Consider the following 22,049-nt stretch of genomic DNA (forward strand, 5'->3'; position numbering starts at 1 on the left):
CGTGAAGCGCTTCCCGCGCTTCTGCCGTAAATTCCTCGGTCAATTCCGGGATCGGTTCATAGCTGTCATCGGATTGCAAAGTGGCTTCTGCCTGTTGCACATCAGGCTCTGTCACCCGCACCGGTGCTTGGTTTTTTTTCTTCGAGCGCATCGCTGCGTTTGCCACGCCGAGAATGACGAGACAAAGCACAACGTACCCGATGAGGTATCCGGTGTTCATTGAATCACCGCCCTACTTGTGGATGCGGACTGTCACGTTCATGCCCGGTGCAAGATCGAGGCCTTTGTAGCCGTCAAGGGTGATGGTGACCGGAAGAACCTGGGTCACTTTGGTGTAGTTGCCGGTTGCGTTCGAGGTCGGCAAGAGCGAGAAGGTGTTCGCGGTTGCGAGGCCGACTTTTTGCACTTTTCCTTTGAGCGTGGTGCCCGGATACGCATCGACGTCGATGTCTACGTCTTGGCCGACTTTGACATCGTTGATGTCGGTTTCCTTGATGTTGGCGGTGACCCACAGGTGGTCCATGTCAAACGAGTACGCGATCGGCAGACCTGCGCCGACAAAGGAGTTTTTCACAGCCGATTGTTGCGCGATGGTGCCGTCTTGCGGAGCTACAACATCGACGTCGACCGGTTTGCCGGTTGCCGCGTTCATCGTTTCGACGACGCCGACGCGGTCGCCCGCCGCATAAGTTTTGCCCACTTCGCCGTTCCAATCGACCAGTTTGCCGGCCGCCGGAGCTGCGATGGAGACGGATTGACCGTCAATTTTGGCGTTGTCCGTGCTCAGGTAGGTAGCGGATTGGTTGTAGAAGTAGTACCCGGCAAAGCCGCCCCCGATCAAGATGACGAGCAACAGAACGTTCACGAGAATCAAACGACGCATAGAATTCATTTCTCTGTTTCCCCTTCCTCCGTGGTAAGTATGGTGATCAGTTCGTGATGCAAGCGGAGCAGTTCTCGTATGTCTTGCTCCGAGAGACGGTGTCTTCCGGCTTCCAGCCGTCGCCAAAACGTCGACAGGGGCCCAAAGGCATCGCCCAGCTTCTCTCTCCCCGCATCGGTTAGATGCAAGACCAGCGCACGGCGGTCGTGTTCGGAGCGTTCCCGCCCGACCAAGCCCGCCTTGACCAAGCGGTCGACAACGCCGCTCATCGTGCTTGCGGTCAGTTGCGTTTTTTCCGCGAGTTCGTTCAGGGTGATGTTCTCATGGTGCGCCAACGTGCGAATGACCATCAACTGCAGACCCGTGATCCCCACCGCTTCCGCATCTTGCTGCATCAGGCGGAAGAACACGCGTTTCAGTTCACGAAGAGAGGCAATGATCTCGCTGATCTCGTCCATGAGCCGCCCCCTTCCCTTACAGAAACTTTCGTGTCGACATTTTTTGCATACCTAATGATTCGCATGCGAATGATTCGATAATGAAAATTATAGACGGCTTTTTCGTTCTGTCAACCTAGAATGGACACTTCGCCCGTTTTTAACATTTCCTTTAGGAAAGTGCGTCATGCATGCAAAAAACCCGCCGGCGAGAGCGGGTTTTTTCTATAGAAGAAGGTCGTCTACGCTTCTTTTTTGGTGATGTTCGGGAAGATCACGTCGGCGGTGTTCACTTCGACCAAGGACGGGCCCGGCAAAGACAACGCTTGTGAGAGGACACTGTCCAGCTCGCGGCTGTCTTGAACGCGGAAACCCGCCAGCCCGCAGGCTTCGGCGACTTGGACAAAGTCGGGGTTGGTCAGATCGGAGCCGAGTTGGCTGTGGTTGCCGACTCTTTGGCGGTCGGTCTCCATTTGCAAGTAGCCGTTGTTGACGACGACGACCGTGACGGCGAGGTTGTAGCGGGCGAGCGTGGCGAGATCCGCCAAGTTCATGCCGAGGCAGCCGTCGCCGACGAGCGCCACCACTTGGCGGTTCGGCTGGCAAAGTTGCGCCGCCATCGCGGCGGGCAGGCCGAAGCCCATCGAACGCCATGTGCCGGAGAACAGCACGTCCTGGTTCGAGCCGTGACTTCGGAAGATGCGGTTAAACCAAACGGTGTGGTCGCCCGTGTCCACGCAGAGCACGGCGTCGGGGCGTACGGTGTTTTCCAGTGCGCGGATCAGGCGCGCCGGGTGGACGGGGGAGCCTTCGTGGCCGGCTTCTGCTTCCGTTTCGGCGTACCATTGCTCGCGCGCTTGGTGGATTTCGGTAAGCCACTGTTGGTTTTTTTCATGGCCTTGGAGTTTCTCGACGAGGGCGGGGAGGATGACGTTCGTGTCGCCGACCAGTCCGAGTTCGACGTCGAATTTCGTGCCGATGTTAGTTGCCGCATAGTCGACTTGGACGATGCGGACGTTCCGGGGGACGTAGTCTTGCGGCCACCAAGTGTCACCTGCGAGGAGGACGACGTCCGCGCGCTTGAGCACGTCGGCGGCGTACGGGCTGCCCGCTTTGCCGATGCCGCCGAGCAGATGCGGGTTGTTTTCGTCGATCAAGCCTTTCGCGCCGAGCGAGAGAATCAGCCCGGCTCCGAGGGTTTCGCAAAGTTGTTCCACGGATTGCGCCGCGTTGCGCGCGCCAATGCCCGCGACGACGACCGGTTGTTTGGCGGATTGGAGAATCGCCGCCGCACGGTCGACGTCTTGCGGGTTGAATTGAACCGTGCCGCGCACGAGTTGCGGTTGTTTGCGGATTGGCGTCGATTGCGTTTGCGTGAACAGGTCTTTGGGAACGGAGACGTGCGTGACGGCGCCTCGCTCCAACGCGGTGTGAATCGCCTTGGTGAACACTTCGACCGTCGCGTCGGGCGAAGCGAGCAGCGCGGAGTAGGCGGCCAGCGGTTCGATGAACACTTGCTGATCGAGGTATTGCTTGGCGTCGGTGCCGATCGAGTTCGTCGGGACTTGGCCGGTGATGGCGAGCACCGGCACTTGGTCTTGGTACGCGTCTCCGAGACCGTTCAGCAAGTTTGCCATGCCGGGGCCGCTGGTAGCGAGGCAGACGCCGAGTTTGCCTGTCAGTTTCGCTTCGGCGGACGCCATGAAAGCGGCGGTGGATTCATGCTTCACGGCGATAAATTGCAGACCGGAGCCGTCGAGGGCGTCGAGGAAGTCGAGGAACGTGTCGCCGGCGACTCCGTAGATGCGTTCCACGCCCCACGCTTGCAATTGTTGCACGATGGTATGCGCGACGGTGAGCGTGGTCGTCGGGGACGGGGTTGTCAGAGGAGCGGTGGTTTGCTTTTGTAGGGATGCCATTGTATGAAAAATCCAACTCCTTCTATACCAAAAGTCATGAATAGGGTATCCTTGAAATAGGTGTAAGATACGATGCTGAATGATGCTGTTTCTGGTACAATAGTCTCACTCAATAAGTGTTAGATTACTCATTACTTGATTAACGAAAGAGGCGTGAGGAATGGCGACCCTTCGCGAAACGATTAATAAAGTGGAAACGAAAATTTTGCCGATCAACCATATCGACCATCGGTTCCGGCTTGAGCAAATCACGTTCGATCTCGGCGGAATTTCGGTGCAAGGACGGTTGCTGACGAGCAATGATTTCGACTATAGCATCCTCTGTCACTATTCTCCGATTTCCAAGGAGATTACCGATTGGATGATGCTCGACAGCAACGGTACCGAATACAAAGTTGTCGGGATCGTCTCCAAGACCCTGTGCTTTTTTGCACAGAAGGCTTGCAAAGAAGTGCTGGAGACCTTGGGGTATGAAGTGGATTGAACGGAAATCGGAAAGACGGGTTCCGCCGGGGGCGGAGGGCCCGTCTTTTTTTGTGTATATGAAAAAAACCCCCTGCGCACGCGCACGCAGGAGGTTTTCTCAACGTTATCTCGGAATGATCGGCAACACGATCGCCGACGGTCTCGCTTCCTCGTGATACACCGTCTGCTCTGCCACCACCATCTCCGTGGTTTGCCCGAGCGGCGCGCCGGTGTTCAAGTTGCGGTCGTACTTCGGGAACGCGCTGGACGTCACTTCGATGCGAATCTGATGCCCCGCAAGGAACACGTGCGACATGTGCCAGCAGTCGATCTCGTAGCGGTACACCTGCCCCGGCTCGATCAACTCCTCGCGCTCCATCCCGTTGCGGAATCTTGCCCGCACCATGCCGTCCGTCAAGCGTTGCACAAACCCGTTCGGGTGCACGTCGAGCAACTTCACCATGAAATCCGTGTCCACCGCGCTCGACGCCGCAAACAGCTCCATCCGAATCGGCCCCGTCACTTCCGTATCCGCTTCCAACACATCCGTGCTGTACACCAAAACGTCCGCCCGCTGCTCCAAAGCCGCATAATCATCCGGCCCGCCGATCTGCGAAGACGTCCCGTCTGTCAAAAACGGAAACGGCCGGCTCGGGTCGTACCGATACGCATCAACCGCCGCCCCTTGCAACTCCGCCCCCGGCGCTTCCGTCCGCAACACCCCGTCGCCAAAGCGCGAGTTCGCGTTGCCGCCGCTGTGCAGGTAGTAGCGCGTAAACTCCGTTCTCGCCAGCGGATACTCCGTCTCCTGCCGCCACTTGTTCTCGCCCATCACGAACAAGCTGACATTCGGCTGCGCATCCAACCCGTTCGCCTCGCCCTTCAACCAGCGATCAAAAAAACGAACCTGTTGCGCACGCAGATCGATCACCGCGTCCGGCCCGAACTCCACCGAACCGAGTTTCGTTGATTTGTTGATCCCGTGATCCCACGGGCCCATGATCATCTTCTGGTTCGCGCGCCCGACTTCGCCCTTGGCGCGGTTCGTCATGCCGATGTAGTTCAGCGGCGTGCCGACTTGCTCGTCGTCATACCAGCCGGAGATGTGCAACACCGGGAGATCCAACTGCTCGAACTTGTCTTGGTAGGCGATGTGCTTCCACCACTCGTCCAAGCCGACGTGCTCAAACTCTTCCCGCCAATACGGCATGTCGCGCCCCGTCAATTCGTCCATCGTCACAAGCGGCAGATGGTCGTAAATCGAGTGCCAATCCAGCGCGTGCATGTTCTGCATCGAACGGTCGCTCGTCAAAAACAACCAGCACAGATGGTGCGGCGTCGGAATCCCCGTCGGCCACTCCACAAACGGGTCGGACGGGCAAACCGCCGAAATCATCGCTTTGAGATGCGGCGGTTGCTGCAACGCCGCCAGCCATTGGATGCGCCCCAGATACGAGCCGCCCATCGTGCCGACGTTGCCGTCGCTCCACGGTTGCGCCGCCGCCCATTCAATCGTGTCGTAGCCGTCCACGCCTTCGTTGCGATACGGAACGAACACGCCGTCCGAATCGCCGCGCCCGCGCACGTCCACGACCAGCACGGAATATCCGTGCGAGGCGTAGTAGCGGGAGTTGGCGATGGTGATGTCGTTGTTTTTTCCATAAGGGGTGCGCGAGATGATCGTCGGGTAGGACCCTTCAAGCTCTGGCAGATAGAGGTCGGCGGAAAGCGTGATGCCGTCGCGCATCGGGATGCGGATGCCCCATTGTGTACGGGTTTTCATAAGTTGATCAGCCCCCTAGGATGACGTCCTTGGTTTCGTCGTGCAAAATCAACGTGTCGTCGATCGCCTTCATGAAGTCCGGATCGAACACCGCCAAAATCCAGAACCCGACGCCGCGCAAGTTGTAGCGCTTGGCGAGGCCGATTTTATCCTTGACGGTTTGCGGGGTTTCGCTGTAGGCGTTGATGCCGAGCATCAGTTTGTCGGCGGGTACAAATTCCCGCGCTTCTTGAATCGCTTCGGAGATGCGGTCGTTCGGCTGCGGAAGTTTGTCGTCCACGTAGGAGTACGCCATGATGTAGAGCTCGTCGGCGCTGTTGGCGATCTCTTTGTAGTCGTAGCCTTGGTACCAGCCGTTGAGCGGCGCCATGACGACGCTTAGTTTTTTGTTCTGTTGATGGAGTGTGTCGGCGATGAGCTTGACCAGCGCGGCGTATTGGGCGCGCACGGTCTTCACGTCGTCCTTCGTCGGGTCTCCGAGGGTCTCGAAGTCGAGCATGGCGCCGTCGAGGTTTTGGTCTTGGAGTTTCTTCACGAGGTCGTTCGCGAACTGTTGCGCCAGCGCCGGGTTGGTCATCAGCTTGGTGATCTCGCCGCTTTTGTTCTCGGAGAACACCATGAGTTGGGTGCCGACTTGCTCGGAACGCACTTCTTGGAGCAGCTCGTCCGCACCGTCGGTCGGCCAGCGGTATTCCGATTGGGCGACGTCGAGACGGCCGTCGCTGTTCAGGATGCTCCACGTCAGCGCTGTGTTGTTGAACTTCGCCAAGTAGTTGCGTTTGTCATACGACCCGAGTCCGTAGAACACCGTCGTTTCCATCTGGCGCGGCTGCGAGGTGATCTGGACGGTGTGCGTCGCTTCGTCCCAGCCGACTTTCGCGCCGAACTGCTCGCTGAGGAAACGCACGGGGATCAGCACGCGGTCTTGCACGAGAATCGGCTCGGCGTCGAGCGCCGCCGGTTGACCGTTGACGAGCGCCGTGGTGGTGCCGACCCTCAATTTGACTTCCTTGCCCGGGCCGGTCGCCGTCACGGTCCGGGTGGCGTCGTCCCATTGGATGTCGAGGCCGAGCGCCGTTCCGATCGTGCGAAACGGGACCATCGTGCGGGCGTGGTATTGAATCGGATCGACCGGAGCCGGCAGCGCGACCCCGTCGAGTTGGATCAAGATCTTCGCCTCTTCGTCAGATGCAACCGGCGCTGCGTGTGCCGGAAAAGGGGTGGCAGCGAGGCTTGAGAACAACAAGCCTGCGATCAGTGCGGAAACGCTTCTCTTGGTTCTCATATATCGCTCTCCTACTTTTCTATGTAAGGTGGGTAGAATGCTAGTTTCTAACATCTTATCACAGAAAAGTATGACAGGGATGAGACTGGCAGACTACGTAACAGAGATGTCATATAGTAAAAAAACCCCCTGCCAAATTTCACAGGGAGTTATGCGAACCCTCACTTTTTCTCTTCTTGGTACACCGCGTTGTAAAATCGTTCGCAGAGAAGGAGGATGTCTGTCTTGCGTGCGAGACCCTCCACCCATTCGGCGGGGATGGATTGAAGTCCGTAGTAGATTCCGGCGAGACCGCCTGCTACGGCCGCGACCGTGTCCGTGTCTTCTCCGAGGTTTACTGCATCAAGCACGGTGCCCTTGTATGTGAGATTTTGAAGGAAGCACCAGAGAGCCGCCTCTAAGGTATGAACGACGTACCCGCTGGAGCGAATCGTACTTTGCGGCGCTCGGAAAATTTTCCCCTTAAGAACCCGATCATAGTTTTCCAACTCATCCGCAACTTCCTGCCCGCCATTCGAGTAATACTTCAGCACGTTTTCCTGCATATTGACGTATGCCAGATGCGGGGGTAGCCCCTTCAACAGTTGCAAAGCCATCTCCACATAGATGGCACACCCAATCTGAGAACGCAAATGCCCGTGCGTGACGGCGGATACCTGATGGATGATCTCCAAACGCTTCTGCTCGTCCTCCACCGACTCCAAGAAGTAGGCAAGAGGCAAAATTCTCATCAGGGAGCCGTTGCCGTTATCGCTTTCCGACGTTCCGCCTGCTTGAACAGCGGGAACTCCCTGCATGAGCTTGGAGATCGCCTTGGAAGTTGCAATGCCGATGTCGAACACCACTCCGTGCGGGGTCCAATACGCATCCCGATACCAACGAACAAAGCGGTCCGCCAGATCGTCGAGGTCGTAGCCCTTGCACAAGCTCTCCAGCAGACAGAATGTCATCGAGCTGTCGTCGGACCAAGTGCCCGGCGGTTGGTTGTGTGTCCCGTAGCCTTCCATAGTTTGAACCGGGTTGGCTTTCAGACGTTCACGGGAACTGAATTCCGCAGGCACTCCAACCGCGTCCGCAACTGCCAAGCCAAGGACTCCGCCGATGACTTGGTCTTTTTTGCTGTGGATGCACTCGTTTTGACTGCTTTTTTCGGACAATTGGATAGCCTCCTCTTATAGATATGGTGCAGACCGGGTGTTATTGTTCAGAATCATCTTTTGTTTTTCAAATGATCTTCTAACCATTTCTGGTTGTCTTCACTCTTCGGCCATTTTCCAAGATTTCGATACTCCCAAACAAATTGACGCTGGTAATCATCTAGTTCGGATTCCACGGGATTTTGATAGTCATAGTCAATCTTAAACTTTCCTGTGCTTTCCAAAACCAGAGTCAAACTACTCCAAACAGACTGCCCTTGCTGCATAAATTCATTTTGCAAGGATCGGAAGTGATCATGCAACTCAAACAAGATATCCGTATAGATCGTTTCATCCACACCATAAAGTTCCGGTATGAGGTGTGAATACTCAAATTCATCATTTTGAGGTGTCTGAAAATAAAAGAATACCTCGGATGAATCGTCCAATACCTCTGCATACAGAACAATTTTCTTCCACTCACCGGGAATGATTTCGTGTAACGTTTGCCCAATTATGCGGTACATTTCTTCCATTCGTTTGGTTTCCATTCTTAGCCCCCTGCTTTGTTCTCAATTCGAATGACTTTTGGAAAATCATTGTCAATTTTGTAGGTTACTTTGAAACTGATCGGTCTTTGAGAACTGCCTTCATAAATTGGTTGAATGGTTACACGTACGTTTTTTGGAGGTTCTGCTTCCAACGCTCGCTTCCACATTTGCTCCAGATTATACCACTTACCATTCACCCTGTTAATGTCCTTGTTCATCGGCACCAAGTTATCGAGATTCCCCGACCCGTTGAACATGCTGGCGATGAGATGCCCGCCGTCATCGTTTTGAAGCCGATCGCCTTTAAAGTCATTACCTTGGGCATACTTATTCCTCTTGGCTGTTCCGAAGTCTAATTCCCCTTCTACCTTTACAATTCGTCCCTGATCGTCCGTTGTGTACAGATAGCCGTTCGACTCGTACTGATTATTAGGCTTCAAGACCTTCTTCCGGCCCTCCCGCGTATATTGCTCACCGCCTCCCCCTCGATCCGAACCATACTTCGGACCCATAGCTTTTACCATCCCTGCGAGAAACATCATCCCAGATGACGTCATGGAACCCGGAGTTTCATTCTGAGCCGATTGTTCCTTGATATAATCCACGTATCCAGGGTCGTTTTTGACCGCTGCTTCTGCATCGAAGTCCGGGTCGTGGATGAGGCTTTGGTAGTACGCGGCTTGTTCATCTTGTTGGATGAGGTCTTGCAGACGATCGTAAAGTTGCTCATTGGTCAGATCGTAATAATAAACCATGTCCTGCTCAACGGCATTCCGACGCGTGCTCTCCGGCAGATAATCCGGCTGTTTCGAGAGGTAATACCCGCGAAGAGCGTCATACATCCGCCCTCGGTCCATGTTGTATTCGTCGTCTGCTCTCCGGAGATCCGCTACCGACAGCTTCTCCGTCGTTCCCTCATCCTGCTCTCTCAAGTCAGGATGTCGCTTCATATAGCTCCACACAGCTTCCGGCAAGACGACCACATCCGGCACCGAAGACCACAGCGCGTGAAACATTCCCGCCGCCCAGGAATCTGCCGCTTCTGCTTCCGAGTCTGCCTCATGACGAAGACGTGCCGCTTGATGCGCCAGATTCTGCCTGTGGTGCAGGTCATCCTGCGACTCCCCGCTGTACTCCCAACTCGCCACCTCATAAGACTCGGCTTGTCTGCGAAGATCTTGGATATTAACTCAACTTGTCCGCCAAAGAGACCAGAACGACCGCCACACTATCCAAGACGTCAACCTGTTGCTTCAAATATCCAACTTGTTGCTCACTGCGACCAGCGAACGTCTGTGCTGCGTCACCCGTCCATGCAGAACCGACCACCTGCGATTGATACCCCGTCACCCGCGAGGCGTATCGCCGCATTTCCTCGGCTCCACCTCGAAAACGAGCGGCCGCATACCGCAGGGAATAAGGGTCTGCTTGCAACATCTTCCCTCACCCCTCACTCAAAATCCCAGGAAAAAAACGCCCAGCCACCCGGACTGAGCGTTTCCCTTGCTTGACTGCTTAAAAAAAGCTGTCCTTCTTCTTCCCGCCTCGACCGAACAGCACCCAAGCGCCGACCCCTACCAGCACGAGGCCGAGAATGCCGCCGAACATGCCGTTGAGCGCGTTGAATCCGAGGAACACCACCGCCACCAACGTCAACACGGTAACCGGAACCAACAGCCCCGGATTGCGCCCGCCGAACAGATAGAGCTCAAACAGCCCAACCGCCGGAGCGAGGACGAAGATCGGCCACAGACCGTGAAGCATGCCCCAGCCAAACAAATTGCAAAACAGGAACAAGCAACCGATCACCGTCAACACGCCGCCCGGCACCAACACACCAGGGTCACGCCCTCCGAACATGAAGAAGCGAACGTGGAACAAAATCCCCGGCACGATCATGAACAACGGCCACAAGTAATACATCGAGATCGTGATCAGACCCAACGCTCCCAACGCGAGCACGGCTCCCACCACCAACAGCATAACACCGGCAAAACGACGCTCCATTCCTTATTCACCCTCACCTGTATCTGATTTTAATTTCTCTTATCTTTATAGTACGCGCTGTTGGCGGTTTTCTCCTTCCGCCTGCAGACGGAAAGGGCGCGTCCTAGAGGCTGATTCCCCACTTGCGCTCGTGGTTTTTGCGGATGCCTTCCGCCAACAAGTTAAACGACAGAATCGCAAACGACAGCGCAAACACCGGCCAGAGCACCACCATCGGATGCGAGCGGAACGCGTTGATCGAATAGCCGATCGACCCCGCCCACTCCTCTGGATAGCGCATGTTAATCGGGCCGCCGCCCGGTTCCAGCATCGAGCCGCCGAGGAATACCGAGAGCACGCCGAGCTGCCCCGCCAGCCACAACGTCTGCGCAATTTCGCTGACCAACAACACCATCAGGAACGTCGACAAGTGCGGCATCAGATGTTTGCGCAAGATCCGCCAGCGACCGGTACCGATCGCTTTCTGCCCTTCCATAAAAGGGCTCTTCATCAGCGCTTCGATCTTCGCCTGCATCACAAACGCCGTCGGGAACAGTCCGACCAGCGCAATCAATACGCTCATCAACCAGAGAATCGACATCGGCGTGATCGCGTCGGAGAAGATGAACACGATCACGACGAGAAACACGATCAACACGGACGGCACCGTCGTAAACGCCATGCTGAGCTTTTCGTTCAACCATCCGACCGTCCTCGGGAACGACGCCCCCAAGTACGCCAGCGGCAACCCGATCACCGTGCGCAACAGCGCGACGCCCACGGCAAACGTGATCGTGATGCGCGCCCCGCGCAACAGTTTCGAGAGGATGTCACGGCCGTTTTGGTCGGTTCCCAGTTTGTTCACAGAGTCGGCCGGTTGCGGAGCCGGTTCGATCTTCTCCGTGCCGTCGGCCTGTTGGATTTTTTTGAACGGATGCACATCGTCCATCGTGTACGGCGCCACGGCGGGGCCAAACACGATGGCAAGCAAGAGCAAGATCGAGCCGAACAGCCCGAACGCGAGAGATTTGTTCATGGTTTGCACCCCCTATTTGCGCAGCGCCGGGTTCACCCACAGACGCAGAAGCGACGAGATCAAGTTGACGACGATCACGAACGCCGCCAAACACATCAGAATCGTGGCGAGCAGTTTGGCCAATTCCGGCACGTTCGCCCGCGCTTGGAACCACCACGTCACCCCTTTGATGTTCAAGAGACGCTCCACGATGACGAGACCGGACGCCGCAAACGCCACCACTTTCGGCAACACCGCGAGAATCGAATCGAGCGCCGGGCGCATGACATACTTGATGAAGACCCGGTGTTCCGGCAGCCCTTTTGCTCTTGCCGTGCGCACATATTCCTGCGACAGCGCTTCCCGGCAAGCGTTCACCATGTAGCGGTACACCATCGCCGAAACGGGGACCGCGATGCAGAGCATCGGCAGCGCGAAGATTTGATTCGCCCCGAAGTCCGCCACGCCCAAAATATAATGGCCGAACAGCACATTCGTTTTCAACACCAACAATTGCAGCAGCAAGATCACCAACAAATCCGGCAGGGCGAACACCAACTGGTTCACGCCGCCGAGGAAGTTTTTTGCCCACGACGGCAGAAAAAACTGCACCGCCCCGCACAGCACGCCCCACACGGTGCCGATGACGACCGCCGACATCAGAATTTGCGCCGAGCGCGACGCCATCCCCATCACGTAGGAGAGAATCTGCGCGTTGAGCTCCGGCGTCATGTAGCCGCGAATCCACGTCATCTTCACCCGCAGCGCGCCGAAATCGCCGTGCGCAATCTCGACGAAGTACGACCAGACCGATTTGAAGTACTGCGTCCAGTTCGTCGTGATCGCGTCTTGCGCCACTTGGTGCGGCATGACTTTCACCGCCAACGGCAAGAACGAGATCAAGATGATCAAGAGCGAAACCGCCGCAAACCCGAGCACGTTGCGCAGGATCACACCCGTTACGCTGCGCATCACCGTCATGCCGAGCCCTCCCCGCCGACGAAGTGACACGCGACGAGATGGTCGTCTCCGGTTGTTGATTCGAGCGCCGGCACCGATTGCCTGCACAGCTCCGTCGCAATCGGGCAGCGGGTATGGAACGCGCACCCGGACGGCGGGTTCATCGGGCTTGGCACTTCGCCTTGCAAGATCACCCGTTCACGGGTCGCCGCCACTTCCGGTTGCGGCACGGCGGAGAGCAGCGCTTGGGTGTAGGGATGCTGCGGGTTTTCAAACAGCTCGTCGGCCGTCCCCGTCTCGACGATTTTCCCCAAGTACATCACCGCCACCCGGTCGGCGACGTGACGAACGACAGACAGATCGTGCGAGATGAACAGGTAGGACAGGCCGAATTGTTCCTTGAGGTCTTGGAAGAGGTTCAAGACTTGCGACTGCACCGACACGTCCAGCGCCGAAACCGGTTCGTCCGCGACGATCACTTTCGGGTGCAGGGAGAGCGCGCGGGCGATGCCGATGCGCTGGCGTTGCCCGCCGGACAGTTCGTGCGGGAAACGGGCAGCGTAGGAATCGTTGAGGCCGACCGTCTGGAGCAGCTCCGAAAGTTTGTCGGCGCGCTGTTCCTTGGTGTGCAGGCCGTGCACTTCCATCGCTTCGAGAATCGACTCGCCGATCGGCAAGCGCGGGTTGAGGAACGAGTACGCGTCTTGGAAGACGATCTGCATCTCGCGGCGCAGTTGGAACAGGCGCGAGCGCGACATCTGACGGACTTCTTCGCCCATGAATTGAATCGAGCCGTCAGTTGCTTCCAATAAACGCAACACGGCGCGGCCCGTCGTCGATTTGCCGCAGCCGGACTCTCCGACGAGGGCGAGCGTTTCGCCTTGGTGGAGGTCAAACGAGAGACCGTCGACCGCGCGGACGGTGCCGAGCGTGCGAAGTCCTTTTTTGACAGGGAAGTGCATCTTCAGATCGCGAACGCGGAGGATCGGCTGGCTCATGCGCGCACCTCCCGCCCTTGCAGCGTCTGCCCGGCGGCGTACCAGCAGCGCACGAAGCGCGCCCCGTCCAAACGGGAGAGCGGCGGCATCTCGCCGCACTCGGCGGTCGCGTGTTCACAGCGCCCCCGAAACCGGCAACCCGTTCCCCATTCGGTCGGCGCGGGCACCGCCCCTGGAATTTGATAGAAGCGCTCCTGCTTCTCCGTCATGCGCGGCGTCGCCGCCAACAGCGCCCGCGTGTACGGGTGCGTCGGGTCGGCAAACAGCGCTTTCGCCTCCGACTGCTCGATCACTTGCCCCGCGTACATGACGACCACGCGGCTGCACATCTCGGCGATCACGCCCAAGTCGTGCGAGATCAAGATCAGCGACATGCCGTTCTCGCGCTGCAACTCCGCCAGCAAGTCGAGAATCTGCGCTTGCGTCGTCACGTCGAGCGCGGTCGTCGGCTCGTCGGCGATCAACAGGTCCGGCTCGCAGGAGATCGCGATGGCAATCATGACGCGCTGGCGCATCCCGCCGGACAACTGCTCCGGGTATTCGTGGAAGACGCGCTCGGGGCCGGGGATGCCGACTTTTTGCAACAGATCGAGCGCCCGTTCCTTCGCTTGCTTCTTCGACATGCCCATGTGATAGCGCAATCCCTCCATCAGCTGGTTGCCGATCGTATAATACGGCGAGAGCGAAGTCATCGGGTCTTGAAAGATCATCCCGATGCGCACGCCGCGCACTTTGTTTCGTTCCGCGTCTTTTAAATGAAGCAAATCGTCGCCGTCAAACAGCAATTGCCCGCTTTGCACGCGCGCCGATTCGGGGAGCAGACCCATCACCGCCAGCGACGACAGCGTTTTGCCGCAGCCGGACTCCCCGACCAGCCCCAGCGTCTCGCCGCGCCCGATGGAAATCGAGACGCCGTCGAGCGCCGGGACCAACGTCTTGGCTTTGTCCTTGCTTTGGAAGGCAACGGTCAAGTCCCGCACATCCAGCAGTACACTCACATCAAACCCCCGCTTTCTCTCGCTCTCTTTATGGTAATATTCTGATAACTACAGGTAAAAAAATGATCCTCCCACGGTACCCTGTGCGGAGGAGCAGCGCCGAAACTGGGGTTCAGAGGGAGACGAATTCGTCTCTTGTGTGGGTGGCGCTCCGAACGATTAGACACGAGGGAGTCGCGTTGGTTACACCCTTGGCTTCCAGAAAATGATAGATTGCGATAACGACCGTTCCCCGTGGCTCCAGCTCCCCCCATCCGAGTAAAATCGGGCGCAAAGAATGGCATCCCTTGCGTTTTTTTCATGGTACACTGAGTGTATCACTTTTTTCAGACAAAGGACGACCCAATATGTCACAATTCGCCTCTCTGGGCTCAAAACTTAAATCCTACCGAGAAGCCAAAGGCTTCAATCAAAAAGAACTCGCCGAGAAATCCGGCATCTCTCCCTCCACCGTCTCCGCGTTGGAAAACGGACGCTTCACTCCGTCGCCGGACCTGCTTCAGCGCATCGCCCTCGCGCTCGGGTTGCCGTTGCACGATCTCGTCGATCAGCCGACGGAACTCACGGTGGAAGCGTTGCTCGACGTCGCCCGCTTGCAGTTGCTTCGCCGCGAAGAAGCGCTGGCGCTTCAGACGATTGCGCAAATCCGCGAGCGCGGGACGCTGCTGGAAGACCAGCAAGACGAGTTGCAGTTGCTCGAAGCCAGTGCCCGGCTTGCCCAACCGGACCGGCTGCCCGCGCTGGAGATGCTTTACGCACTGGTGTACAAGCTGGAACTCGCGGCGCAAATCGACCATGTGTTTGTGGCGCGGGTGCAGTTGGCGCTGGGAGAAGGCTGGATGCAGAACGGGGATTTCGTGACGGCGGTGCATCATCTGAAACGCGGTCTTGAAGTGATGAACCAGCTTCCCGTGCCGGACGCCCTGGTGCTCGCCCAGCTTCATCACAGCTTGAGCGCTTGTTCACACCTGTTGCGCGACGAAGACGAAATGTCCGCGTCCATCGCCAAAGCCGCGGAGCTGTTTCACGCCACGAATTCGCCGCGCAGCATCGGCGAGATGTACCGGGAGCTCGCCCAAAGCTACCATGAAAAAAACGACCCCGTCCGCGCCGCCCGCGCTTATCAGCAAGCGGTGGCGTGTTACGAAATCGCTTTGCATCTCGATTGGAAAGTTCGCTTCGACGGCTACGCGGCGTTTCTGACCGGGCAACCTCCGGACGTGACCTTGGCGGCGTTGCAGAAGCAGTTGGAAGTTCCGCTTGAACCGCTGGATGAGGCGTTGGCGTACACGCGCATCGGCAAAGTCCACCTCAACTTGAATGACCTGCCCGCCGCCAAAGCCGCGATTATGAAAGCGCTTGAGCTCTCCGCGCCGCACGGAACGACCGGCGTGTACGCGTATGCGATGTTGGTTCAAGCGGAGGTTCTGCTCGCCGCGGGGGAATACGACCTCGCAAGCGAGACCGCTTTTGCCGCGTCCGACCTCTATGCGCAATTGCCGTTCTACCACACCAACCTGAAGGAATGCCTGCGCATCGGCAAGGAAGCGGTGCTTCGCATGCGGGGAGGCGGCAACGGATGAACAAACTGGGCGAGAAGATCAAAGCTTGCCGAGAAGCGAAGGGCTGGAACCAAAAAGAGCTCGCCGAGCGCGCGGATGTGTCGCCTGCCACCGTTTCGGCGGTGGAGAACGGGAGGTTTGTCCCGTCGCCGGACGTCGTGCACCGGATCGCGGCGGAGTTGGGCGTGAAGTTTTACGAGTTGGCGGAGCTCTTGCTGCCCGCCAGAGTCGACACGGCGCTGGAAATCGGAAGACAGCTGGTGGTGGACGTGGAGTTCGGACGTGTTTTGCGCATCGTGCAGGACCTTCAAGAGCAGGCGGACTTGTTGGAGTATCAAGCGGACGAACTCGCCCGCTTGGAAGCGCATGTGTTGCTGTTTTGGCCGGAGAGCCGCATGCAATCGATTGAAACGCTCTATGCGCTCTCGTCCAAAACGGAGCGCGCCGCCCACGCCGATCCGACGTTTGCGTTTCGCGTGCAGAATACGCTCGGCATCGCGTGGCACCAGAACTACGATTTCATCACCGCGTTGCACCACTTTACCCGCGCCAAGGAAATCCTCAGCTTCTTGCCCGATCACGGCGGTCTGCTGTACGGCCGGGTCCTCTACAACATCTCGGATTGCTTGCGGTATGTCGGCCGCGATGAAGAAGCGATCACCCACCTGGAAAAAGCGATCCCGTTGTTCCAACAAGAGCATCACTTCTATTCGGTCGGCGCCTGTTACTATGCGATCGGAATCAGTCTGAAAAACCTCGGCAGGATGCAAGAAGCGGCAGAAGCGTGCCGCCAATCCGTTCCGTGGTTTGAAAAAACGCAAAACCAAAGCTCCAAGTGGTTTGCGACCCGCGCCCGCAGTTATGCGTCCGTTTGGAACCCGGACTTGACCCTCGATGCGGTTGCCCGCTTGGAAGAGGAGCTCCGGGAATTGCGCGACCGCATGCCGCCCAAGGACGTCGCGGTGACGACGACGCGCATCGCCAAGGTCTATCTGGATCTGCACATGCTCGCGGAAGCCAAGTCCGTTTTGGAAAAAGTGGAACCGTTGTGCGCAAGTTTGCATCCGTGCGGGGAGCGGGCGTTCTTTCTCTTGAATTACGCGAAATATCACTTCGCTGTCGGGGATTATGATTCGGCAAGCTCCTATGCGTTTGAAGCGGCTGACCTGTACGCGTCGTTGCGTTTTTTCCATACCGACTTGCAAGAATGTCTGCGCGTCGGCAAGGAAGCGGTCTACAAACTGCGCGAGGAAGGTGCCTGCGGATGACTTCGCTTGGAGAGAAGATCAAGCTCTGCCGGGAAGCAAGGGGCTTTACCCAACGCGAACTCGCCGAGCGCGCCGATGTGTCGCCCGCGACCGTCTCGGCGGTGGAGAACGGACGGTTCGTTCCGACACCGGACGTCGTGCATCGGATCGCGGCGGAGTTGGGGTTGCCGTTTTATGAATTGGCGGAATTGATTCCGTCGCCGAAATTGGACACGCTCTTGGAGATCGCCACGGTGTATTTGAGCAACCGCGACAACGTCCGCGCGTTGCAAACGCTGCACCGCGCCCAGACGGAACACCCGACGATGCTGGAGTATCAACGCGATGAGTTGACGATGATCGAAGCAAACTGCCTGATTTACTTCCCGGAAAGCCGGATGCAGGGAATTGAGACGTTCTACGCGCTGTCCCGCAAGCTCGAAGGCAACGCGCACACCGACCTCCGCTTGGCGTTTCGCGTGCAAAACGGATTGGGGGCGGCGTGGTACCTGCACCAAGACTTCGTGACGGCGCTGCATCATTACGCCCGTGCGCTGGAGATTTTGAAGTCGCTGCCGGAGCCGGGACACAAACTGCTCGCGACGGCGCATTACAACACCGGCGACTGCTTGCGGTGGCTCGGACGGGATCACGAAGCGATCCTGCATCTGCAACAAGCGATCGAGCCGTTGACCAAGCTGCGGAATTTCTTCATGCTCGGGAGTTGTTACTTCTCGCTCGGCGTGAGTTATAAAAACCTGGGCCTGATGCCGCAAGCGGTGCAGGCGTTTCGCAACGCGGTTCCATTGATGCAACAGGCGAAGTCGAAGTTGTTTGAGATGCGCTGCCGCAGTTACGTCGCCTTTTTCGACCCGGAGCAGACGGACGATGCCGTTGCGGTGTTCGAACAGGAGCTGCGGGAGTTGGAAGATACTTTGACGCCCCAGTACCGGGGACTTGTCCACACACGGATGGCCAAAGTGCACCTCGACCGCGGCGACCTCGAACAAGCCCAAGCCGCTTTGGAAAAAGCGGAGGGTCTGCTCTCCGGGCTTCCCCCGCGCGGCGAGCATGCCTACTTCCTGCTGAACTGCGCCCTCTACCACATGGCGAGGGAGGACTATGACGCCGCTTCCCGCTATGCGTTTGAAGCGACGGACCTGTACGCGTCGCTGCGGTTTTTTCTTGCGGAGTTGCAAGAATCCCTGCGCATCGGCAAGGAAGCGGTGTTTCGGATGCGTCAGGAGGTGACCTCATGAATGCACTTGGGGAGAAGATCAAAGACCTGCGCGAAGCTCGCGGTTGGCTGCAAAAAGAGCTCGCCGAGAAAGCGGAAGTTTCCCCTGCCACGATCTCGGGCGTGGAAAACGGGAGATTTGCGCCGTCGCCGGAGATTCTGTTTCGCCTCTCGAAAACGCTTGACGCGGAATTTATAGAACTGGTCGAAATGATCCCGGACCTCACAGTGGCTGCCTGGTTAGAGGTCATCATGTTGGTCAATTTGGAAAGGAAGTTTGCCAAAGCATTGGAACTCGTGTATCGCGTTCGAGAAAACTTCCCCTCGATGCAAGACTACCAACGCGATCAACTGACCTATGCAGAAGCGGCTCTCATGACGGTCGAGGATCACACTAGGATACAGGCCTTGCAAGTGCTGTATTCTATGGCGGAAAAGTGGGAAGACAAAGTCAACGCCAACCCACTGTTTGTGATGCAGTTGCATTATACCCTTGGAGGGGCTTGGCATCGCAGGATGGAATTCGTCATGGCTCTGCATCACTACAAGAGGTCAGCCGACATCATACATCAACACCCTGAATTGCAAAACTATCGGACGGTTCCAACTTTGCTCTATGCCATTGGCGATTCGTTGCGATTTCTTGGACGCTTCCAGGAAGCCATCTCGTATCTGCAACGCGCGCTGCCGAAATTGATTGACCAAACTCCCGAAACCAATTACGCGGTTGGGGGCTGTTACTTCGCACTGGGAAATACCTATAAAAATCTAGGCGATCACTCAAAAGCGGCCGATATGTTCTTCGAAGCGATTCCTTGGTTTCAAAAGTCGGATATGTACTGGTTTGTCGTGCGTGCCAAAAGTTATGCGTACATACTGAAACCCGGTTTACGTAAGTTTGCACTTGATGTCCTGAAGGAAGAGTTGCATAAACTAAAAGACCTCATGAAACCAAGTGACGTTGCCATGACGAAATCGCGAATGGCGAAACTGCACCTTGATCGGAATGAATTCCCCGAAGCCTTGGTCTTGTTGCAAGAAGCGGAAACTCTGCTCGCCGACTCCTTGCCTTGCGAACAGCGCGCCTATTTTCTGCTGACATCATCGTACTGTCAGTTCGCTCTCGGGGATTATGATGCCGCGAGCACGTATGCGTTTGAAGCGGTGGATGTCTATTCTTCCTTGCGAAACTTTCAAACCGAACTGAAAGAAGCCCTGCAGATCGGCAAGGAAGCCGTCCTCAAGCTCCGTCCTCTATAAAAAAAAGAGCCCGTGATTGTCGAGGTCACGAGCCAAAATTTGGGAGAGCGTTTACCAACACTCTACGAAGTTTGTCATAAAAATAGTACCAATGGGTAGTTGCAATATCAATACTATAGTGGAAATATTTTGCCCCGACCCTTACTATTGTACGATTTCAGAATTGATAAATCGAAGCAGAACAAAACCCCCTCGTGTTTTCAACAGACACGAGGGGGTTTTGGGCTTTCGTTTACGCTTGTGCCACGCCTTGCGCGACTTCTTGCACCGCTTGCTCCAAGATCTTGATCGCGAGGTGAATGTCCTGCGACGTGACGGTGAGCGGCGGGATGATGCGCAGGGTGTTTTCGCCCGCGCTCAGGACGAGCAGGCCAAGCTCACGGCACTTGTTGATCAGCGGCGCGACCGGACGGTCCATCGTCACGCCGCGCAGCAGTCCGAGACCGCGCAGTTCGAGCAGGCAGTCGTGTTGCTCGATCAGCCCTTGCAGGCGCAGGCCGAGCTCGATGCCCATCTCTTTGGCGTTTTGCAGGATGTTCTCGCTCTCGATCGTCTCAAGCGTCGCCAGCACTGCCGCCATCACCAGCGGCGTGCCGCCGAACGTGCTGCCGTGCGTGCCCGGCGTGAACGCCGACGCGACTTCCGCTTTGGCGAGCGTCGCCCCGACCGGAATGCCGTTGCCCAGCGCCTTCGCCAACGTCAAGATGTCCGGTTGCACGCCCGCCTGCTCAAACGCAAACATCGTGCCCGTGCGCCCGATGCCGGTCTGCACTTCGTCGAAGATCAAAAGCAAGCCGTGCTTGTCGCACAGCGCGCGAACCCCTTGCAAAAATTCCGGAGTCAGCGGCAACACGCCGCCTTCGCCCTGCACCGGCTCCATCATCAGCGCGCAGGTGTTCTCCGAAATCGCCGCTTCGATCGCGGCGAGATCTTTCGGCACATAGCGGAAGCCCGGCATCAGCGGGGCGAATCCCTCTTGGAACTTCTTGCGCGGCGTCGCCGTGACGGTCGCGAGCGTCCGCCCGTGGAAGCCGTCTTCGAGCGTCAAGATTTCAAACTTGTGCTCGCCGTACTTCTCCTTGCTGTGCTTGCGCGCCAGCTTGATCGCCGCTTCGTTCGCTTCCGCCCCCGAGTTGCAGAAAAACACTTGGTCCAAGCCCGACAGCTCGCACAGCTTCGCCGCCACCGCTTCTTGCTTGGGAATCTGGAACAGGTTCGAGGTGTGCACCAGCGTCGCCGCTTGCTCTTGGAGCGCGGCGGTCACGTTCGGATGGCAATGTCCGAGGTTGGTGACGGCAATGCCGGAGGTGAAGTCAAGATATTCGTTGTCTTGTTCGTCGTACAGGCGCGTGCCTTGCCCCCGCACAAACGAGATCGGCAAACGGCCGTAGTTGCTCATCAGATGTGTCATACTGTTGGTTCTCCTCCCCGCACCAGCGTGCCGATTCCGTTTTTGGTGAAGACTTCAAGCAGCAGCGCGTGCCGCTCGTTGCCGTTCAAGATGTGCACATGGCGTGCTCCGTACTCCAGCGCGTTCAAGCACGCTTCCACTTTCGGCACCATCCCGCCGTGGATCGTGCCTTCGTCGATCAGGCGCAGGATGTCTGCCGCCGTCACTTCGGAGAGGACGGTGCCGTTTTGCATGATGCCCGGCACGTCGGTCAAGAGAATCAGCTTCTCCGCCGACAGCGCCCCCGCAATCGCGCCCGCCGCAGAGTCGGCGTTGACGTTGTAGCGCGTGCCGTGTTCATCGACGCCGATCGGCGCGATCACCGGGATGAAGCCGCCGGAGAGCAGCGCTTTCAGCACGCCCGTTTGGACGCCCGCCACTTCGCCGACCAGACCGAGATCGCCGCCGGGGTGGTTTTTTTTCCGGACTTGAAGCAGGTGGCCGTCGACGCCGGTGATTCCGACCGCCGGGCTCCCCGCCGCGCCGAACGCCGCGACGAGTTGCTTGTTCACTTGCCCGCCCAGCACCATCTCGACGACTTCCATCGTCGGGCCGTCGGTGACGCGCAAGCCGTCGACGAATTGCGCTTGATGCCCGAGGGCGTTCAGCATCTTGGTGATCGCTTTGCCCCCGCCGTGCACGACGACCGGCTGCAGGCCGACTTGCTTCAGCCAGATGATGTCGAGGATCACCGGGTCGATGCGATCCGGACGGTCTCCGTCCGCTTGGATGGTCGAGCCGCCGTATTTGACGACGACGATCTTGCCCGCGAACTTTTGGATATACGGCAAGGCTTCGATGAGCACTTGCGCTTTTTCCGAAACGGAGAGTTTGTCAGAAACGGTGCTTTCGCTGGCTTGCATAATCTCCCTCCGCT

At 57.5% G+C, this 22,049-nt stretch carries 21 protein-coding genes; 5 read left to right on the forward strand and 16 right to left on the reverse strand.

Going from position 1 to position 22,049, the window contains the following annotated elements:
* Window positions 1-232 precede the first annotated feature (232 nt).
* The 3 genes from EL26_RS19025 to EL26_RS19035 form a co-directional block, all read right to left on the reverse strand.
* Window positions 233-892, reverse strand: a complete 660-nt coding sequence (locus tag EL26_RS19025) for a beta-barrel domain-containing protein (protein WP_038092748.1) — start codon at window positions 890-892, stop codon at window positions 233-235.
* On the reverse strand, window positions 889-1,341 hold the full coding sequence (locus EL26_RS19030) for a MarR family winged helix-turn-helix transcriptional regulator (RefSeq protein ID WP_038092752.1): 453 nt from the start codon (window positions 1,339-1,341) through the stop codon (window positions 889-891). The genes EL26_RS19025 and EL26_RS19030 overlap by 4 nt, the downstream gene beginning before the upstream one ends.
* Before the next feature lie 221 nt (window positions 1,342-1,562).
* Window positions 1,563-3,239 (reverse strand): thiamine pyrophosphate-binding protein, encoded by a 1,677-nt coding sequence (locus EL26_RS19035; protein ID WP_081857337.1) that lies wholly within the window; start codon window positions 3,237-3,239, stop codon window positions 1,563-1,565.
* Window positions 3,240-3,399: 160 nt separating this feature from the next.
* On the opposite strand from EL26_RS19035, the gene EL26_RS19040 reads away from it, so the two are divergent.
* Window positions 3,400-3,723, forward strand: a complete 324-nt coding sequence (locus EL26_RS19040) for a hypothetical protein (RefSeq protein ID WP_038092755.1) — start codon at window positions 3,400-3,402, stop codon at window positions 3,721-3,723.
* Window positions 3,724-3,828: 105 nt separating this feature from the next.
* On the opposite strand, the gene EL26_RS19045 is transcribed toward EL26_RS19040, so the two are convergent.
* The 11 genes from EL26_RS19045 to EL26_RS19095 form a co-directional block, all read right to left on the reverse strand.
* Window positions 3,829-5,487 carry a CocE/NonD family hydrolase gene (locus tag EL26_RS19045; RefSeq protein ID WP_038092757.1) on the reverse strand — a complete coding sequence of 553 codons (1,659 nt, stop codon included), beginning with the start codon at window positions 5,485-5,487 and terminating at the stop codon, window positions 3,829-3,831.
* Window positions 5,488-5,494: 7 nt separating this feature from the next.
* A complete protein-coding gene (locus EL26_RS19050) occupies window positions 5,495-6,772 on the reverse strand; it encodes a stalk domain-containing protein (RefSeq protein ID WP_038092760.1) in 1,278 nt (425 codons plus the stop codon).
* Between the two features lie 161 nt (window positions 6,773-6,933).
* A complete protein-coding gene (locus EL26_RS19055; protein ID WP_238546150.1) occupies window positions 6,934-7,929 on the reverse strand; it encodes an ADP-ribosylglycohydrolase family protein in 996 nt (331 codons plus the stop codon).
* 53 nt (window positions 7,930-7,982) lie between these two features.
* Window positions 7,983-8,459, reverse strand: a complete 477-nt coding sequence (locus EL26_RS19060; protein WP_038092763.1) for an immunity protein YezG family protein — start codon at window positions 8,457-8,459, stop codon at window positions 7,983-7,985.
* A gap of 2 nt (window positions 8,460-8,461) precedes the next feature.
* The gene (locus tag EL26_RS24710; protein WP_081857339.1) at window positions 8,462-9,607 is read right to left on the reverse strand and encodes a DNA/RNA non-specific endonuclease; all 1,146 of its coding nucleotides are present in this window, start codon (window positions 9,605-9,607) and stop codon (window positions 8,462-8,464) included.
* Between the two features lie 37 nt (window positions 9,608-9,644).
* Window positions 9,645-9,896 (reverse strand): WXG100 family type VII secretion target, encoded by a 252-nt coding sequence (locus EL26_RS19070; protein ID WP_038092766.1) that lies wholly within the window; start codon window positions 9,894-9,896, stop codon window positions 9,645-9,647.
* Window positions 9,897-9,974: 78 nt separating this feature from the next.
* The gene (locus EL26_RS19075; RefSeq protein WP_038092769.1) at window positions 9,975-10,466 is read right to left on the reverse strand and encodes a LiaI-LiaF-like domain-containing protein; all 492 of its coding nucleotides are present in this window, start codon (window positions 10,464-10,466) and stop codon (window positions 9,975-9,977) included.
* Window positions 10,467-10,569: 103 nt separating this feature from the next.
* The gene (locus EL26_RS19080; protein ID WP_038092770.1) at window positions 10,570-11,481 is read right to left on the reverse strand and encodes an ABC transporter permease; all 912 of its coding nucleotides are present in this window, start codon (window positions 11,479-11,481) and stop codon (window positions 10,570-10,572) included.
* Window positions 11,482-11,493: 12 nt separating this feature from the next.
* Complete coding sequence (locus EL26_RS19085; protein ID WP_038092773.1) at window positions 11,494-12,441, reverse strand: ABC transporter permease subunit; 948 nt, start codon at window positions 12,439-12,441, stop codon at window positions 11,494-11,496.
* Window positions 12,438-13,418, reverse strand: coding sequence for an ABC transporter ATP-binding protein (locus EL26_RS19090; RefSeq protein ID WP_038092777.1), 981 nt, complete (start codon window positions 13,416-13,418; stop codon window positions 12,438-12,440). Before EL26_RS19090 ends, EL26_RS19085 begins: the two co-directional genes overlap by 4 nt.
* Window positions 13,415-14,416, reverse strand: a complete 1,002-nt coding sequence (locus EL26_RS19095; protein ID WP_238546151.1) for an ABC transporter ATP-binding protein — start codon at window positions 14,414-14,416, stop codon at window positions 13,415-13,417. The genes EL26_RS19090 and EL26_RS19095 overlap by 4 nt, the downstream gene beginning before the upstream one ends.
* Window positions 14,417-14,763: 347 nt before the next feature.
* Between EL26_RS19095 and EL26_RS24090 the strand changes: the two genes are divergently transcribed.
* Genes EL26_RS24090 through EL26_RS24100 form a run of 4 tightly spaced genes read left to right on the forward strand, consistent with a single transcriptional unit; the run spans window position 14,764 to window position 19,722 of the window.
* Window positions 14,764-15,999, forward strand: coding sequence for a helix-turn-helix domain-containing protein (locus EL26_RS24090; protein WP_052036583.1), 1,236 nt, complete (start codon window positions 14,764-14,766; stop codon window positions 15,997-15,999).
* Window positions 15,996-17,246 (forward strand): helix-turn-helix domain-containing protein, encoded by a 1,251-nt coding sequence (locus tag EL26_RS19105; protein ID WP_038092780.1) that lies wholly within the window; start codon window positions 15,996-15,998, stop codon window positions 17,244-17,246. Before EL26_RS24090 ends, EL26_RS19105 begins: the two co-directional genes overlap by 4 nt.
* A complete protein-coding gene (locus EL26_RS24095) occupies window positions 17,243-18,484 on the forward strand; it encodes a helix-turn-helix domain-containing protein (protein WP_052036584.1) in 1,242 nt (413 codons plus the stop codon). The genes EL26_RS19105 and EL26_RS24095 overlap by 4 nt, the downstream gene beginning before the upstream one ends.
* Window positions 18,481-19,722 (forward strand): helix-turn-helix transcriptional regulator, encoded by a 1,242-nt coding sequence (locus EL26_RS24100; protein ID WP_052036585.1) that lies wholly within the window; start codon window positions 18,481-18,483, stop codon window positions 19,720-19,722. The genes EL26_RS24095 and EL26_RS24100 overlap by 4 nt, the downstream gene beginning before the upstream one ends.
* 232 nt (window positions 19,723-19,954) lie before the next feature.
* On the opposite strand, the gene EL26_RS19120 is transcribed toward EL26_RS24100, so the two are convergent.
* Together EL26_RS19120 and argB are read right to left on the reverse strand one after the other, a co-directional pair.
* Complete coding sequence (locus tag EL26_RS19120) at window positions 19,955-21,133, reverse strand: aspartate aminotransferase family protein (protein WP_038092783.1); 1,179 nt, start codon at window positions 21,131-21,133, stop codon at window positions 19,955-19,957.
* Window positions 21,130-22,035, reverse strand: a complete 906-nt coding sequence (gene argB, locus EL26_RS19125; RefSeq protein ID WP_038092786.1) for an acetylglutamate kinase — start codon at window positions 22,033-22,035, stop codon at window positions 21,130-21,132. Before argB ends, EL26_RS19120 begins: the two co-directional genes overlap by 4 nt.
* Window positions 22,036-22,049 lie beyond the last annotated feature (14 nt).

It is taken from the genome of Tumebacillus flagellatus, from assembly GCF_000714935.1.
In the GTDB taxonomy this organism is placed as follows: domain Bacteria; phylum Bacillota; class Bacilli; order Tumebacillales; family Tumebacillaceae; genus Tumebacillus; species Tumebacillus flagellatus.